The following is a 15,803-nucleotide window of genomic DNA, read 5'->3' as shown; positions in this document are numbered from 1 at the left end:
GCAAGTAGCCTGGGCACATTTGTAGCCTGCGTAGATGTACGCCACCTTATTCCTCTTCGAAAGGTGCTTCCCAAGCCTCCAGATCTGCCTCACTCCAGCTTCCATAGGTTGCATTGGGGAAAACAATCCAGTCGTGGCCAAAGCGCTCTGCATGGTCATTCACCAGCGCACGCTGCTCTTCCAGGTCGGCTCCCGCAAATTCACCTGCAAAGTCATGCAGCGTATCACCCAATTGCATAACAAGAGTATACTGATCGGCCACGATAGCGCGACGCTCAGTCTTGGGTGGTCCTAACAGCATCACACGCTCTTCAGAAACCTGGGGAAGCTGCAATGCTTCCAGAGTATCCAAAGTGTGTTGTTTATTTTCTTCGTAACGATCAGACACATAGTAGATCGCTACCCCCTGCTCATCAGCGTATTCCAGAAATTCCTTCGCACCAGGAATCAGCGTTGGCTCGCCTTCACGCTCCCAATGCAGCCACGTATCCCAAGCAGTAAAATCGTGACAGGCCTGCATGTCACGAACCAATAAGGCACTGTTATCAATGACGGTCTCGTCCAGGTCAGTAATAATGGCTAAATCCGCACTGCCATCATACTCTTCGATCTGCTCTGCAAGGCGATAGGTAGCCAGCTCAAACCCTTGGCGTTGTAAAGCAATAATTTCGGCTGACTGCTGCTGATAACGCAAACCCATCGCATATTCTGCCTGCGCACACCCAGCATGGTCATCAGCCATTGACTGACCAGCCAGTGGCAATAGTAAACAGCCTGTCATAGTCGCCACGGTAACAGTCTTACGATAATTAAGCGTTGTCATTAAGCAGTCTCCTGTGTTTGCCAATCCCATTAAATACGAGCCTTATGCTCGCCAATCAATCACACCTTGTTATAGTAAATGCAAATTTTCATCATATTTTATTTTTATTGATCAATCAAAATAATATACCGGCATTATCCATTCACGGCGTGTTCTTATCTGCCAACTTTGCTTTTCCATGACTATAAAAAAAGCCCTGGGGACTAAAAATCCCCAAGGGCTTTTAAGGTGAGAGTAGCGATTAGCTGGTAAACGGCGAAATATCCCCGCGGCCCTCCCGAACGATTTTGGGCGGCAGTTCACGTAGATCAATCACACTGGTCGGGTCCAAGTGGCAGGCACCGCCATCAATAATCAGATCGAGGTGGGCACCAAAACGTTCGCGGATCACCTCAGGTTCGCTCATAGGCAGTTGCTCGCCAACCGGGATCAGCGTCACACTCATCAGCGGCTCCCCCAAGGCTTGCAGCAGCGCATGGGTGATACGGTGATCAGGTACTCGGACACCGATAGAGCGACGCTTAGGATGTAGCAGTAGGCGCGGTACTTCGGTAGTGGCGTCCAGAATATAGGTGTACGGACCGGGGGTATGCGCCTTTAGCAGCCGGAACACGGCATTATCCACTTTCGCGTAGGTACCGATCTCAGACAGATCAGAGCACACCAGCGTAAAGTTGTGCTTATCATCCAATGAGCGCAGCCACTTTATTTTCTCAATCGCTTTCTTTTCGCCCAGATGACAGCCCAACGCATAGCCAGAATCAGTGGGGTAGGCGACAACTCCGCCCCGACGAATAATTTCCGTCGCCTGATCAATCAGACGCTTTTGTGGATTTTCTGGATGAATCTGAAAATATTGGCTCATCGCTTGCTCCTGCCCGAGGGCACATAATCTTCCATTGAGTTACGCATCGTCCCCACTCTGCCTATCAGCATAGCTGACACCCTTGGCAGCCTCCTACCCACTTAGCCGGAATAACTGGTAAGTACTCCACCAGGTGCGTTGCGCAGGTGTGCTAACCGTGGGTGCTGCCAGATAGGCGGCGCGGCAGTACGCGGAATTAAGCTCATACTACCGGGGGCGGCATGGCTACCGGGAAAATGAAAGTCACTGCCCATAGAGGCATATAACTCACGTTCGACTAACTGACGCGCTAAATCACGTGTACTGTCCGGGTTTTGCTGGCCACTCACCAGTTCAACTCCCTGGCCACCCGCCGCTCGGAAGGTATCCATTAACAGGCCACGTTTGCGACGGGTCAGACCATGCCGCAATGGATGCGCCAGTACTGCCACGCCACCAGAGGCCACAACCCAAGCCACCGCCTCACTGATTTCCGGCCAAAGCGCTTTTACATCACCTTTTTTGCCACTCCCCAAATAGCGCTTGAATGCCCCAGCCCAGTCGGCCACCAGACCATCGGCAACCAAGGCACGGGCAAAGTCCGGCCGCCCAAGGGGACGATCGCTGCCTGCCTGCTCGCGGGCTTTTTCAAGTGCATTACTCAACCCTGCTTTCTCCAACCGCTCAGCAATCACTTCCGCACGTTTAATACGTGCCGTACGCTGCTGTTCCAAGCCTGCCACCAACGGGCCCTGCAATCCGCCGGGCATTAGTGCCACCACATGGATATTAATCCCTTGCCAACGAGTGGACAGCTCACAACCAGGGATAAGACATATCCCCATCTGCCGGGCTGCAATGCCAGCCTCTTCCACCCCATCCATGGTGTCGTGGTCGGTCAGCGCCATGTGGGTAAGCCCCCGCTCGGCACACAGGGTAACCAGCTGCGATGGGGTTAGTGCACCATCTGAGGCGGTTGAGTGCATATGAAGATCCACCGGATAACGCTGATCGACATCAAACGCATAGGGAAGAGATATAGCAGGAAGTAGAGGCATAGGCATGACGCCGTGTGGCGAGTTTGTCAGAATAGGAGTGCCATATACGAACAGGTACCCTGTTTCCCGTAAATGGCTCACAGGCGCTCGCCATGGTGCGCGCTTATGTGGGTGCGGTCAATTCTGCAGATGGCCTAACAGGCTAAAAGCGCCCCCCTACGCATTCAAGGAGTTATCCCCATGCTATATGCGATTATCAGTGAAGATGTCTCCAACAGTTTGGAGCGTCGCCTGGCAGCCCGCCCGGACCACTTGGCACGGCTGGAGGCACTACGCAACGAAGGCCGGTTGGTCTTGGCAGGCCCTCATCCTGCCATTGATACAGAAAACCCAGGCGAGTCAGGATTTAGCGGCAGTTTGGTCGTGGCCGAATTTGAGAGTTTAAATGCCGCACAGGCCTGGGCAGACGCCGACCCCTACATCATTGCCGGGGTATATGCCAAGGTAATTGTTAAGCCATTCAAAAAAGTTTTGCCTTGACCAATAGGGGCGAGTATGAAGGGTCCGCCCGCTTTTTCACAGAGCCTGTGGAAAACTCTGTGCAAACCCGGCGGACGCTTTTCCCAAAGCCAGAGATAACGCCCTGATTAACAAATTGATCATTTTTTAACCAATCTTCACTACCACGGATATTCGCGTGACCCAACGCCTCACTGCTTTGCCTCCGCTCGCAGCGTTAAACGCGCCTTCGCTCACCTGGAACGACGCCGCCCCCCACTCAGACACCTTCGATGACGTCTATTTTTCCAGGGAAGACGGCCGTGCTGAAACCGAGCATGTCTTTTTAGCGGCCAACCACCTTCCCGAACGCTTTGCGGACTGGCAGCATACTCGCGCGTTTGTCATCGGGGAAACCGGCTTTGGCACGGGGCTCAATATGCTGTGTGCCTGGGCGTGCTTTGAACAGCTGGCACCGTCAACCGCCAGACTTCATTTGATATCCACAGAGAAATACCCTCTCGACCGGGTTTCATTAGCCCGTGCGTTAAGCGCATGGCCATCCCTGGCGCGTTATGCACAGGTACTGTGCCGCCAATGGCCAGACGCAGTCAGCGGTATCCACCGACTGCATCTTAGCGAGCAAGTAACGCTTGACCTGCACTTTGGCGATACCACTGAGCGGCTAAATCTGCTGGATGGTTGGGTAGATGCGTGGTTTTTGGATGGCTTCGCCCCTTCCAAAAACCCGGATATGTGGCAACCCGAGTTGTTTGAGGCCATGGCAGCCCGCTCCCGCCCCAACGCGACCTTTGCCACCTTTACCTGTGCCGGCATTGTCAAACGTGGCCTGAAAGCGGCTGGATTTGAGTGGCAAAAGGTACCTGGGTTTGGACGCAAACGTGAAATGCTGGCGGGCCAGATCCAAACCCCACCTGCGGATACCCGACGCAGGGCAACGCCGTGGTTTACCCCTCCAGCAGCCAGCAAGGCTAACCATGTAGCGGTGATTGGCGCGGGCATAGCGGGCAGCAGCGTGGCGGCAGCGCTGGCCAAGCGTGGTATTCAGGTCACAGTAATTGAACGCGAAGCCATCGGTGCGGGCGGCTCCGGTAACCGGCAGGGGGCACTGTATGTCAAGCTGGCGGCCGAAACCAATCATCAAAGCCGCTTCTATCTGGCGGGCCTGCTTTACAGCCAGCGCTGGCTTAACCAGGTATCCTCCACAACACCGCTGTGGCAGCCCTGCGGTGTGGTTCAGCTAGCGTTAAATGGCAAAGAAGCTGGCCGTCAACAGCGATTTATGGCTCGCCATCCGTTACCGGCGGCGGTGGTATCGGCTCAGGAGCGTACGCTCAGTGGGCTGGCAGGCGTTCCGATTGACGCTGACCATGGACTATTTTATCCCCAGGCAGGCTGGGTAAAACCCAAGCTTCTCTGCGAACGGCTACTTCGCCACGCCCAGATAGCGTTACACCAAGGGGAAGTGGCGCGGCTACGCCGGGTGGGTTCTGTCTGGCACCTTGACCTTGCCGACGGTGATACCATCACCGCTGATCAGGTGATCATCGCCAATGCGACGCTGGCCAATCATTTTGCACAGACCGCTCAATTGCCACTACAGCAGGTACGTGGTCAGGTTAGCCAGGTGAAGCTTCCCGAAGGCGTAGCAACGCCTCAGCGAGTTGTTTGTGCTGGAGGATATGTGTCGCCTCCCCTGGATGGGGTGATGACCTTTGGCGCCAGTTTTATACCCAATAACACCACCACGGATGTCACAACCGAAGACCATCAGCGCAATATTGACGAGTTGCGCCAAACACTCCCCCGATGGGTGGCCGCCCTGGAAGCAGCAGGATGTGTACTGGACGCAAATGCACTTGAGGGGCGCGCTGCCGTTCGTGCAGCAAGCCCCGACAAAAGCCCCTACGCGGGGCCGGTACCCAATGCTGAAGCATGGCAGCGCGACTACGACGCGCTGCGTAAAGATGCCTCTTTAGTACCCGCTACCCAGGGAGAGCACTATCCAGGACTATGGATATCATCTGCCCATGGGTCGCGGGGGTTAGCCAGCGCACCACTGTGTGCCGAGGTCATTGCTTCACGGATATGCGACGACCCACTGCCGTTAGAACTACCACTCGTGGATCATCTTCACCCTGGGCGGCGGGTTATTAGCACGCTGATACGCACTCAATAATCGCCCTCCTCCTCATCGTCTGCGATATCTCGCCCAAAGGCTCGCCACTGGGCGAGGGTCATAACCTCCGTCATTTCGAGTTCAAGGTCATGGGCAATGATCAATTCATGGCGTTCCAGCTGCTTTTTCAGCTCGATTACCCAGCCATGCATGCCTTCCCCCGAGGTATCGGTGGTATCGTAGCCCTGGCGTGTCACAAAGGCCTCCAGCAGGGCATTAAGGGTTTCTGGCGGCAGCATTCGTGCAGGCACTTCAATAAAGCGGCTCATTAGCTCTGCTCCCAGTCAGCTAAACGTGTGATAAACGTGGCTTCATCAATCACTTCAACGCCCAGTTGCTCAGCCTTGATGAGCTTGCTGCCTGCGGCTTCTCCGGCCACCAGGCAAGTGGTTTTCCTGGATACACTACCCGCCACCTTAGCCCCTAGCGCCTGCAAGCGCGCCTTGCCTTCATCGCGGGTCATCGTATCCAGCGTACCGGTCAATACCCACGTTTGCCCTTCAAGTGGCGTCGGCCCTTGGGTGACCTCGCTCTCTTGCCAGGTGATGCCTGCTTCCAGCAGCGCTTGCAGCGTCTCAATATTATGCGGCTGTCGGAAGAAAGTGTGCACATGAGCAGCCACAATGGGCCCCACATCACTCACCGATTCAAGAGCTGTTTGATCAGCGTCTTGCAGCGCTTTGAGAGCGCCGAAATGGCTGGCCAGATTTACTGCCGTTGCTTCTCCTACCTCACGAATACCCAGCGCATAAATAAACCGTGCCAACGTTGTCGATTTGGCTGTTTCAAGGGCATTGACCAGATTGGTGGCTGACTTTTCCCCCATACGCGGCAGGCTTTGCAATTGCTCGACGCTGAGATAAAACAGGTCTGCTGGGGTTTTCACCCAATCCAGATCAACCAGTTGTTCTATCAGCTTTACTCCCAGGCCATCCACATCCAGCGCCTTACGGCTGGCAAAATGCTTAAGCGCCTCTTTGCGCTGGGCAGCACAATAAAGCCCACCTGAACAGCGTGCCACCGCTTCGCCTTCCAGACGTTCAATCTCTGAGCCACACACTGGGCAGCTGTCCGGGAAAATAATGGCGCGAGCATCCGGTGGACGTTTTTCGGTATCGACCCGCACTACCTGGGGAATAACGTCGCCAGCACGACGAATGGCGACCGTATCCCCCATCATCACCCCCAGGCGCTCTATCTCATCGGCATTATGTAGCGTCGCGTTTGATACCGTCACCCCCGCTACCGTCACCGGTTCCAGGCGTGCAACCGGTGTAATGGCTCCCGTCCGGCCCACCTGAAACTCTACGTCATTTAGTGTGGTGACCTCCTCCTGGGCAGGAAATTTAAAAGCTACCGCCCAACGAGGAGCACGGGCAACAAAGCCAAGCTCCCGCTGGTGACGAAGATCGTTAACCTTGATCACCACCCCATCAATGTCATAACCCAGTTGGTCGCGTTTTTCACCCAGTTGCTCGCAGTAGTCTGTCACAGCATCAGGGCCGTGCAGGATGGTCAGCTCAGCGCTGGTGCGAAAGCCCAACGTGGATAGCCGCGCCATCAGTGCACTGTGGCTGGCATCACCCATATCCGGCTCCAGGCGCGCTGCCTGGTAGGCGTGGAACTCCAATGGACGGGTGGCGGTAATACGTGGGTCTAGCTGGCGCAGGCTGCCAGCCGCCGCATTACGGGGGTTGGCAAATACCTTGCTGCCTTCTTCCCTAGCACGTTCGTTCAATGCTTCGAAACCTGTGTGGCGCATAATAACTTCGCCGCGCACTTCCAACAGGTCAGGAATACTGCCCCCCATTAACTTGAGCGGCACTGAACGTAGTGTGCGCAGGTTCGAGGTTATGCCCTCTCCTGTGCGCCCATCCCCACGTGTTGCACCAATGACCAGCACCCCCTGTTCATATACCAGCGATACGGCGGCACCATCCAGCTTGGGTTCGCAGCTGAATTCGATATCGTCAGGTTCACACTCCAAACGTTCAGCCACACGCTCGGCAAACGCAATAATATCCTCACGACTGAACGCGTTATCCAGAGAGAGCATGGGAATGGCATGGGCCACTGCCGGAAAACCTTCCGCAGGGGCGGCTCCAACACGCTGGGTAGGCGAATCGGCTGAAATCAGCGATGGGTTTTCAGCCTCTAACCGCTTTAGGCGCTGTAGTTTACGATCATAATCCGCATCAGTGAGTTGGGGTTCATCCAGTACATAGTAACGGTAGTTGGCGCTATCAAGATCGGCACGTAGCTGGCTAATCTCTTCCAGCAATTTTGGGTCAGGCTGACTCATGCAGATGTATTCCGTGATACAAGGAAAATGCGGTTAGTGATCTTAAAGGCAATCATTCAGTAACAAAAACACCCGCCTTCTTTAGGGAAGGCGGGTGTTTGATTCACGCTCGAATTAGCGAGCCTGCATATGACGATGCAACCGATGACGACGCTCGAATTCATGTACCCGCTGTCTGGCGAACTCGATCGTTTGTGCCGTCATCACACTGTGGTTTTCATCTTTCAGTTCACCACCCATGTGACGCACCACTACCATGGCAGTTTCCACCATGGCTTCAAAGGCTGCTGAGCTATCCGTTGCACCGGGCAAAGGCATCAGGAAGGTGATCCCCGGCGTTACGAACTCGTCCATCTCTTCAATGGGGAAGGTTCCCGGCTTGAGCACATTAACCATTGAGAACTGGAGCTCGCTATCATCACTTTCCGTTTCGAAACGATGGAAAACACCCATTGTGCGGCTATAGCGGAGACCACAAGCCATCATCAGCTCAAGTAGTTTCCCCCCCTCAAAACCTTCAGGATCACGAGAGAGAACGCTAATAACCACCATCTCATCGGCATGGGTCAGTGTTTCTTTGGCATGCTCACCGTTCACATCATGGCGTAACGCTTTTTCCAGAGTGGGGTGGGCACGTACAACACTATCCTGAGCAACGTATGCCGGGGCGGAGTGCTCCTGCTCATCTATGTTGTCATAAATCTCGTTGTCATAAGCCTCAGCATAACCGTCACGCTCATAGTGGCTATAAACGCCAGCTGCTACCGTTTCATGGGATTCCTGTACAGTAGCGCGCTGAGCAGCCGCCGCATTAGCGGCTGCTTCACGGGCTTCAGCACGCTCTTGCGCAATACGTGCTCGCTCGGCCTCCGCGGCCTCTTTCGCTTCGCGGCGCTGCTCTGCCTCAAGCGCTTTGCGCTCAGCCTTCTGTTTGGCTAGTGCCTCAGCACGTTTGGCTTTTTCCGCTTTTTTGATTGCTCTTTGTTTACGGCGCTCAATTAACTTGCGCTTGAAGGAACGGCCAATCCCTTCAAAATCGACCAGCCGGTACTCATCAATCTCATCGTCATTGAGTTCACCGTGGTCACCAGCGATGTCCGAACGTAGCTGGCGGCGCTTCGGCTTCGGTGCATCCGAAGGTTGCTTGGCGAATACGGCGTCTTCCGGCTCAGCGCGCAACACAGGTTCCTGGGACTCTTCACTTCTGGTTTCCGGCGTTTTATCGGCAGAAACTTCATCTTCCGCCGCTGAGAGTAGTATTGCGGCGGTTTCAGCCTGAACGGAAGGAGTCTGCTCGACACTAACGTCAACGTCCGCTGCCGCTACCTCTTGCTCTGAAGCCTGAACATCGGCGACCTTACCACTAACCGTGCCACTACTTTGAGCGGGCTGCTCAACCGCTACTTGAGTAGGTGGCTGCTTAACAGTGGTGGACTCAGAGTTTGAGGTGTCAGCATTAACGGCTACGACGGGCTCTTTGGCTGCCTCCGCAGCCATCGATATACTCGGCTCTCTACGCTCCTGCTCACACGCTGTAGACTCAGTGGGCTTATACTCTGCAGGCGTGGATGATGCAGTAAATGCAGCTTTTGCTACATTCAAGACAGGCTTGGCAAATGAAGTGGACTGTTTTTGGGGCTGAGCCGCTGCAACTGGTTCGGCTTTCAAATTTGTCGCTGTCTTTTGCTTGGGAACAGCCTTGGAGAAAGAGCGTCTGAAATCAGATAGCACTTTGGATGGCCCCGGATGCTCCTGGCGCTCTAACTTGGGCTTCTGCCCCAAGCCACTATAATCAGCGGGCTTGACGACCCTGGCGCCACCATTAGGTAGCTCCCAATTAATTTCTGCTTCTTTCGCTTCGTCGTCAAACTCCCCCAGCTTCGCTTTAGGCAGATCTCTGACTGCCTGGTCAAGCCGGGGTACACGCCGCTGACGCTGAAGCCTTCGCACACCGTCGACCACGATGAGCGATACCAACGCCAGTCCTAGAATGATTAACCACTCTCTTAATTCCATGTCGAGCATTCCATGGGTCATTTTACCGGTTGCTAAGGCGCTATGCCTGAAGACGGAAACCTTCTAATGGTAGCTATTTACCACCAAGCATAGCGCGGTTGCTACGAAAAGGGCCACTTTTTGCTAATTTTCGCGCTATAACATCGCCTTGGACGATTTTTAGGCCAATTTTCCGACTATATCAATAGCGAAAAGTGCCATTTTAGCGCTATTAACCTCAAACGCTGCACCGTAACACCGCTTTTACCTTGTTATTGAGGAGACCCAGGCTCCTCCTCTCGGTTCACTTTCTGCGTTGGTACAAGGGCAATCTTTAGCTCGAATACCTGAGTCGCTTGAACGAAGTCAGACTGCCAGCAGATGCGATAATGGTAACTGGACTACGAGTATATTGAATAACTACAGCACATTTTAGCCAATAAGCCAACCATCGCTAAACAGTATGCTAGTGAATGTTTTAGTTTCTTGCGAGTTTCTTCCAAAAAGAATCTGCAAAGGTACTGCTTAGTATACGTGGACGAGTTAAGTGTATTTGCACAGGAATATCCCATTCTTCACTTAAGGCTCGCACTAACTTATCTTCAACAACCTCTTGTTCAGAAAGGCTTTCTGGTAACCATGCAAGCCCTTTATTCTCTAATGCCATAGACATCAAGACAGCTGCCAGGTGACTACTAAAGCGTGGCTCAGGCATAAAATAATTAGTACTGTATTTTTTTAAGCGATGGCTAACAATGCGTCCAAGTCCTGATGCTTCAGCATATGCCAAATAGGGAAACGCTTCAAAATCTTGCTCCCCAGCCAACTCTCTGCCGACCAGTGGAATTAGCCTATCCTCTCCAATGCAGATACTTTCAAATTGTTCTGCGGATAATAATGAGGGCACTAAAGGATCTCGATGACTAAGTAAAAAGTGAGCAGATCCCTGTAGCAGCATTTGCTCACAGGCCGCCATCGTGTCTGAGTGCAGCTGGACAGCTTCAATAGGGGTACCCTGCTCTGCCTGACGCACCCAGCGGGGGAAAAAAGTGAACGAAAGCGAGTGAGTAGCAGCAAATTGCAAGGTACGATCGGCCTTGCCAGCAATTTCCTGAGCTTCTGTCCGTAGTCGGTAAAGACGTCCTATCGATTCAAAGGCGCTTGCCTGAATATGTTTACCTGCTTCCGTCAAGGTAGTGCCCTGGGGCGTACGAATAAACAGGCTCGTGCCAACCCACTGCTCCAACGCCCGAATCCGACGACTAAACGCCGGCTGGGTAATATGCCGCGCCTGTGCCGCCCGGACAAAACTGCCGTGCTCGGCCAGCGCCGTAAAATCTTCTAACCAGACCAGTTCCATAGGCAATGCCGTTTCAGCATGGGATTATAGAAGTAATAGCATTGGGCGCATGGCGTTGTCACCTTTATGGTAGTGCTATCACTTACCCAGGAGCACACCATGCGTATTGTGGAAATTCGTGAAAAGACGGTTTCGATTGCTTCCCCCATTGCTAACGCCTATATCGACTTCTCGAAGATGACCTGCTCAGTGGTTGCAGTGATTACCGATATCATTCGTGACGGTAAACCTGTGATTGGTTATGGATTTAACTCCAATGGTCGCTATGGTCAGGGTGCGTTAATGCGCGACCGTTTTATTGACCGTGTATTAGAGGCTTCCCCGGAAAGTCTGATCGACCAGACCAATAATAACCTGGATCCGTTTGCCATTTGGAAAGCACTGATGACCAACGAAAAGCCTGGAGGCCACGGCGAACGGTCCGTGGCGGTAGGCACAATCGACATGGCTATATGGGACGCAGTCGCCAAGATTGAGGGTAAGCCACTCTATCGTTTGTTAGCGGACCGCTACCGTGATGGTAAGGCTGACGACAAGGTATGGGTCTATGCTGCCGGTGGCTACTATTACCCAGGCAAAGACCACGCGAAACTACAGGACGAGATGCGCAGCTATTTAGACCGTGGCTATAACGTGGTCAAAATGAAGATTGGTGCCGAATCGCTGGATGAGGATCTTCGCAGAATTGAGGCGGTTCTGGACGTGGTGGGCGACGGTAGCCGACTGGCGGTGGATGCTAATGGCCGTTTTGATCAGGAAACCGCTATCGCTTACGCGGAAGCGCTGAAACCCTATGGACTCTTCTGGTACGAAGAGGCGGGTGATCCCCTGGATTATGCCTTGCAGGCAGAGTTGGCCAACCATTACAGCCTGCCGATGGCAACAGGTGAAAATCTGTTCTCTCATCAGGATGCACGCAACCTGCTGCGCCATGGTGGTATGCGCCCAGACCGGGACTATGTACAGTTCGACTGTGCGCTCTCCTATGGTCTGGTTGAATATATGCGTACGTTGGATGTCATGAATGACCAGGGGTGGTCATCCCGTCGTGTTGTTCCCCATGGCGGACATCAAATGTCGCTCAATATTGCCGCCGGGCTGCACTTGGGCGGTAATGAATCTTACCCGGATGTGTTCCAACCCTTTGGTGGTTTCGCAGACGGTATACAGGTAGAGAACGGCTATGTCGCGCTGCCGGATATCCCAGGGGTGGGTTTTGAAGCAAAATCCAAATTGCATGCCGTTATGCGCGAATTGGGCGAAGGTTAATCGACCAGCGCTGCCGCTTCATCAATGCCCACCGATACCAAACGCGAAACACCGGGCTCCTGCATGGTTACCCCCATTAGACGCTCGGCGGCTTCCATGGCAATTTTGTTATGGGTGATATAGATGAACTGCACGTTTTCGGACATCTCTTTAACAAGCCTGGCATAACGCCCAACGTTAGCATCATCCAATGGGGCATCAACCTCGTCTAACATGCAGAACGGAGCGGGATTAAGCTGGAAAATGGCGAATACCAGGGAGAGGGCTGTCAATGCCTTTTCACCACCAGACAACAGGTGAATAGTGCTGTTCTTTTTCCCTGGTGGACGCGCCATGATGGCGACCCCTGTTTCCAGTAAATCGTCTCCGGTAAGCGTCAACCAGGCGGCGCCACCGCCAAATACTCTGGGGAAGAGTGTTTGCAAACCGGTATTCACCTGGTCAAAGGTTTCCCGAAAGCGTACGCGGGTTTCCTGGTCAATACGCTTGATGGCCCGCTCCAGCGTTTCCAACGCCTCACTTAACTCTGCATGCTGAGCTTCCAAATAGTTACGCCGCTCGGCCTGCTGGTCATACTCTTCGATGGCGGCGAGGTTAATGGCCCCCAGGCGCCTAATTTTATCCGACGTGCTTTCCAGCCGTTCCTGCCAGACCGACTCACTGGCATCACTGGGCAACTGCTCGGCCAGTTCATCCACATTATGGCCAAGCTCTGCCAACTGCTCATCCTGGGTCGCGGCTCTTAACGCCAGCGCCTGAACCTCCATACGGCGCTGCTGTAGCTGCTCGCGGCTCTGCTCTAAATTACGTTCGTGTTGTTGGCGGGCCAATTCATCATTGCGCAATTGCTCCGCCAGCGCCTGAGCCTGCTGCCGAACATCGTTAAGGCGACGTTCCTGCTGTTCACGCTGGTGCAGCAGCTCTTCAAGTTCTTCGGCAGCCTGCTCATCCGGCTCTACCAGCATTTCCCGCGACTCTTCCAGCTCAGCAATACGCATGGCAAGGCGCTCTTCGGTATCGCCACTACGGGTTTGCTGGGCACGCAGGCTGTCTCGCTCGGCACATAAACGTTCACGCTCTAACGCCAGTGCCTGCTGGCGGGCCTTTAAGGGGGCATGCTGCTGATTGAGCTGTTCACGCTGCTCGCGCTGGCGGCTACGTTGCTCAGCGCTAGTTTCACGGGACTCCGCAGCAATTTCCAACTGCTCCATCGCCGTATGCCAACGGGCACGCTGTTCTTCTAAAGTAAGCGTTAACTCCGCCTCATCCTGCTGTAACTGAGCGAGTTCGTCATCCAACTCAGTCGCACGGCTCTCGAAGTGTTCAAGCCGCTGGGCAAGTCGCTGCTCTTTTACTGCCAGTTGCTGTAGCACAGTGGCGTGGTCGCGTTCCTGCTTCGCCTGCTGCTCACGAGCATGCTCCAGGTTTTCAATCGCCCCACTGGTCGAGGTGCACTGCTCATCTAACCGCGCCAGCTCGGCCTCATCCTGCTTAAGCTGGGCAGCCAGTTCGTCAAACCGACGGCGGGTAACCAGTAAGGCATCAACGCCGCTGCCATTGGCCTGCTGATGTAGCCAGCCGCGACCACGCCAAACGCCGTCGCGACTGACAACACTTTCCCCAGGAGCCAGAGTCGCAAGCAACTGTTCTGCGTCTTCACGGGTTTCAGCATAGTGAATACTCGCTAACCACTCCCTCAGCGCACCCGCTCCGGTTACTAGCGCACTCAGGCGGTTAGCCGTAGCGGGCTGCTCGGTTTTATCGATCAGGCACCAATCGGTGGCTAATGCATCAGGTAAGGTTTTAAGCTGATCCCCCCCTACCAGACGAGCGTTTAACCAAGGTGCGAGCAACCAGGAGGTCACCCGTTCCCACCCGTCAGCAACGCCTATGGTTTCCCCCAGCCGTGGCGCATTTTCCAGGCCATGGACCGCCAGTGTTTCGCTTACATGCGCGTCATGGTCAGCCAGGGCTGCATCTATGAGCGCTTGCAACGAGGCAAGCTCACCCTGGGTTTGGCTTAGCTTGCCGCGCTGTTGGTCGCGGGCCTGGATGGCTTGCTGATAGCTGGCCTTGGCAGTGCTGTAACGCTGCTGCCATTGCTCGCGTTCGACCTGGAAGTTGTCTGCATGCTGCTCAGCTTCTTCGCGCTGGGCCTGACACTCAGCATGTTCACTGCGCAGTATAGTGATATCGGCCAGTTCACCACGCTGCTGACGGCGGCGTTGGTTTTCAGCCTGTAAACGTGCAATACGCTGCTCCAAGTCGCGCAGCTGGTCTTGGCTACGATCGGCGTCACGACTGGCATCACGCCAATGGCTTTCGGCATCCACCCACGTCTGCTCGGCAGCCTCCAGTGCGGGGGTGGCATCCGCAAGGGCCTGCTCCAGAAGTTCCAACTGTTCTTCAAGCGCTTCATGCTCTGGGAGCAAATCATCCAGACGTGCCTCTACCGTGGCAAGCCGCTCCCGATCGCCCTCACTGACACGACGCTGCTCATCCAAATCGCGGCGGGCAGTGGCAATATCACTTGCCAGTTGCGCTTCCCGGCTGCGGCGATGGGCTTGATCCTGCTCCAGCCGCGCGATTCGCGTGGTGGTTTCATAGAATTGCTGCTGATGGCGATCAAGGACTTCGGCCAATGCATCATGCTGTTCGCGGGCCTGCTCCAGGCGAGTCTCACATTGACGAACACCAAAGACATCTTTTTCAACCGCAATTTCAAGCTCGCGCACCCGGCTTTCCTGGTGGGACTGCTCCGCGCGAAGTGTGCGGCCGCGCAACAGCGCAAGCTCACCTTTAAGCCGGTACTCCTGCTGTTTTAACTCTTGGTAGCGTTTAGCTGCTTCAGCCTGACGCTTTAGGCGTTCCAGCTGTTTATCAAGCTCTTCACGAATATCGTCAAGCCGCTCCAGGTTTTCCTGGGTGCGCCGCATACGATTTTCGGTTTCCCGGCGGCGCTCTTTATATTTGGAAATCCCGGCGGCTTCTTCCAGCGTAGCGCGTAAATCATCCGGGCGGGCTTCAATCAGCCGGGAAATCATTCCCTGGCCAATAATGGCATAAGAGCGCGGGCCTAGCCCGGTACCCATGAACAGATCAGCAATATCCCGGCGTCGGCATTTTTGGCCATTAAAGAAGTAGTTCGACTGGCCATCGCGTGTCACTAACCGCTTTACCGCAATTTCCGAGTACTGGGCATATACGCCGCCCATGCCACCATCGCGGTTATCAAACTTAAGCTCGATGGACGCTTGCCCGATAGGCTTACGACCTGTTGACCCGTTAAAGATAACGTCGGCCATGGATTCGCCACGCAGGGTTTTGGCAGAGGACTCCCCCATTACCCAGCGCACGGCGTCGATAATATTTGACTTGCCGCAACCGTTCGGCCCCACGATGGCGGTCATATTGCCATCGAAGGGAACCGTCACTGGGTCAACAAAAGACTTGAACCCAACAAGGCGTATGGAGGTTAAGCGCATTGCGACCCTTTCAAGCGGCTACTTTCGTG

At 54.4% G+C, this 15,803-nt stretch carries 11 protein-coding genes; 3 read left to right on the top strand and 8 right to left on the bottom strand.

Annotation, left to right across the window (positions count from 1 at the left end; translation table 11 throughout):
* Positions 1–46: 46 nt before the first annotated feature.
* From HP566_RS06955 to HP566_RS06945, 3 genes are all read right to left on the bottom strand, one after another.
* Entirely contained in the window at positions 47–823 is a 777-nt protein-coding gene (locus HP566_RS06955) for a 5'-nucleotidase, lipoprotein e(P4) family (RefSeq protein ID WP_249976536.1), read from the bottom strand.
* A 241-nt stretch (positions 824–1,064) separates the two neighbouring features.
* A complete protein-coding gene (locus tag HP566_RS06950; protein WP_249976535.1) occupies positions 1,065–1,688 on the bottom strand; it encodes an L-threonylcarbamoyladenylate synthase in 624 nt (207 codons plus the stop codon).
* A 101-nt stretch (positions 1,689–1,789) separates the two neighbouring features.
* On the bottom strand, positions 1,790–2,725 hold the full coding sequence (locus HP566_RS06945; protein ID WP_249976534.1) for a PHP domain-containing protein: 936 nt from the start codon (positions 2,723–2,725) through the stop codon (positions 1,790–1,792).
* Between the two features lie 180 nt (positions 2,726–2,905).
* Here HP566_RS06945 and HP566_RS06940 point away from each other — a divergent pair, with 180 nt between their 5' ends.
* Positions 2,906–3,205 (top strand): YciI family protein, encoded by a 300-nt coding sequence (locus HP566_RS06940; RefSeq protein ID WP_249976533.1) that lies wholly within the window; start codon positions 2,906–2,908, stop codon positions 3,203–3,205.
* Positions 3,206–3,362: 157 nt separating this feature from the next.
* The gene (gene mnmC / locus HP566_RS06935; protein ID WP_249976532.1) at positions 3,363–5,363 is read left to right on the top strand and encodes a bifunctional tRNA (5-methylaminomethyl-2-thiouridine)(34)-methyltransferase MnmD/FAD-dependent 5-carboxymethylaminomethyl-2-thiouridine(34) oxidoreductase MnmC; all 2,001 of its coding nucleotides are present in this window, start codon (positions 3,363–3,365) and stop codon (positions 5,361–5,363) included.
* Here the strand turns inward: mnmC and HP566_RS06930 are convergent.
* The 4 genes from HP566_RS06930 to HP566_RS06915 form a co-directional block, all read right to left on the bottom strand.
* On the bottom strand, positions 5,357–5,632 hold the full coding sequence (locus HP566_RS06930; protein WP_249976531.1) for a YheU family protein: 276 nt from the start codon (positions 5,630–5,632) through the stop codon (positions 5,357–5,359). The two genes, mnmC and HP566_RS06930, sit on opposite strands and share 7 nt — an antisense overlap.
* Complete coding sequence (gene ligA / locus HP566_RS06925) at positions 5,632–7,665, bottom strand: NAD-dependent DNA ligase LigA (RefSeq protein ID WP_249976530.1); 2,034 nt, start codon at positions 7,663–7,665, stop codon at positions 5,632–5,634. The genes HP566_RS06930 and ligA overlap by 1 nt, the downstream gene beginning before the upstream one ends.
* Positions 7,666–7,779: 114 nt before the next feature.
* Entirely contained in the window at positions 7,780–9,681 is a 1,902-nt protein-coding gene (zipA, locus tag HP566_RS06920) for a cell division protein ZipA (protein WP_249976529.1), read from the bottom strand.
* A gap of 457 nt (positions 9,682–10,138) precedes the next feature.
* A complete protein-coding gene (locus HP566_RS06915) occupies positions 10,139–11,020 on the bottom strand; it encodes a LysR family transcriptional regulator (RefSeq protein WP_249976528.1) in 882 nt (293 codons plus the stop codon).
* A gap of 99 nt (positions 11,021–11,119) precedes the next feature.
* Between HP566_RS06915 and HP566_RS06910 the strand changes: the two genes are divergently transcribed.
* Positions 11,120–12,289 carry a mandelate racemase/muconate lactonizing enzyme family protein gene (locus HP566_RS06910; RefSeq protein WP_249976527.1) on the top strand — a complete coding sequence of 390 codons (1,170 nt, stop codon included), beginning with the start codon at positions 11,120–11,122 and terminating at the stop codon, positions 12,287–12,289.
* Here HP566_RS06910 and smc read toward each other — a convergent pair.
* Positions 12,286–15,774 carry a chromosome segregation protein SMC gene (gene smc, locus HP566_RS06905; protein WP_249976526.1) on the bottom strand — a complete coding sequence of 1,163 codons (3,489 nt, stop codon included), beginning with the start codon at positions 15,772–15,774 and terminating at the stop codon, positions 12,286–12,288. The two genes, HP566_RS06910 and smc, sit on opposite strands and share 4 nt — an antisense overlap.
* Positions 15,775–15,803 lie beyond the last annotated feature (29 nt).

Origin of the sequence: Vreelandella olivaria (assembly GCF_023507745.1) — a bacterium.
In the GTDB taxonomy this organism is placed as follows: Bacteria; Pseudomonadota; Gammaproteobacteria; order Pseudomonadales; family Halomonadaceae; genus Vreelandella; species Vreelandella olivaria_A.
This window is presented reverse-complemented; position numbering and strand designations above follow the sequence as displayed.

Coding starts and splice junctions, on each gene's coding strand:
- HP566_RS06955 (WP_249976536.1), bottom strand. CDS start 823: ATGACAACGCTTAATTATCGTAAGACTGTTACCGTGGCGACTATGACA.
- HP566_RS06950 (WP_249976535.1), bottom strand. CDS start 1,688: ATGAGCCAATATTTTCAGATTCATCCAGAAAATCCACAAAAGCGTCTG.
- HP566_RS06945 (WP_249976534.1), bottom strand. CDS start 2,725: ATGCCTCTACTTCCTGCTATATCTCTTCCCTATGCGTTTGATGTCGAT.
- HP566_RS06940 (WP_249976533.1), top strand. CDS start 2,906: ATGCTATATGCGATTATCAGTGAAGATGTCTCCAACAGTTTGGAGCGT.
- HP566_RS06930 (WP_249976531.1), bottom strand. CDS start 5,632: ATGAGCCGCTTTATTGAAGTGCCTGCACGAATGCTGCCGCCAGAAACC.
- ligA (WP_249976530.1), bottom strand. CDS start 7,665: ATGAGTCAGCCTGACCCAAAATTGCTGGAAGAGATTAGCCAGCTACGT.
- zipA (WP_249976529.1), bottom strand. CDS start 9,681: ATGGAATTAAGAGAGTGGTTAATCATTCTAGGACTGGCGTTGGTATCG.
- HP566_RS06915 (WP_249976528.1), bottom strand. CDS start 11,020: ATGGAACTGGTCTGGTTAGAAGATTTTACGGCGCTGGCCGAGCACGGC.
- HP566_RS06910 (WP_249976527.1), top strand. CDS start 11,120: ATGCGTATTGTGGAAATTCGTGAAAAGACGGTTTCGATTGCTTCCCCC.
- smc (WP_249976526.1), bottom strand. CDS start 15,774: ATGCGCTTAACCTCCATACGCCTTGTTGGGTTCAAGTCTTTTGTTGAC.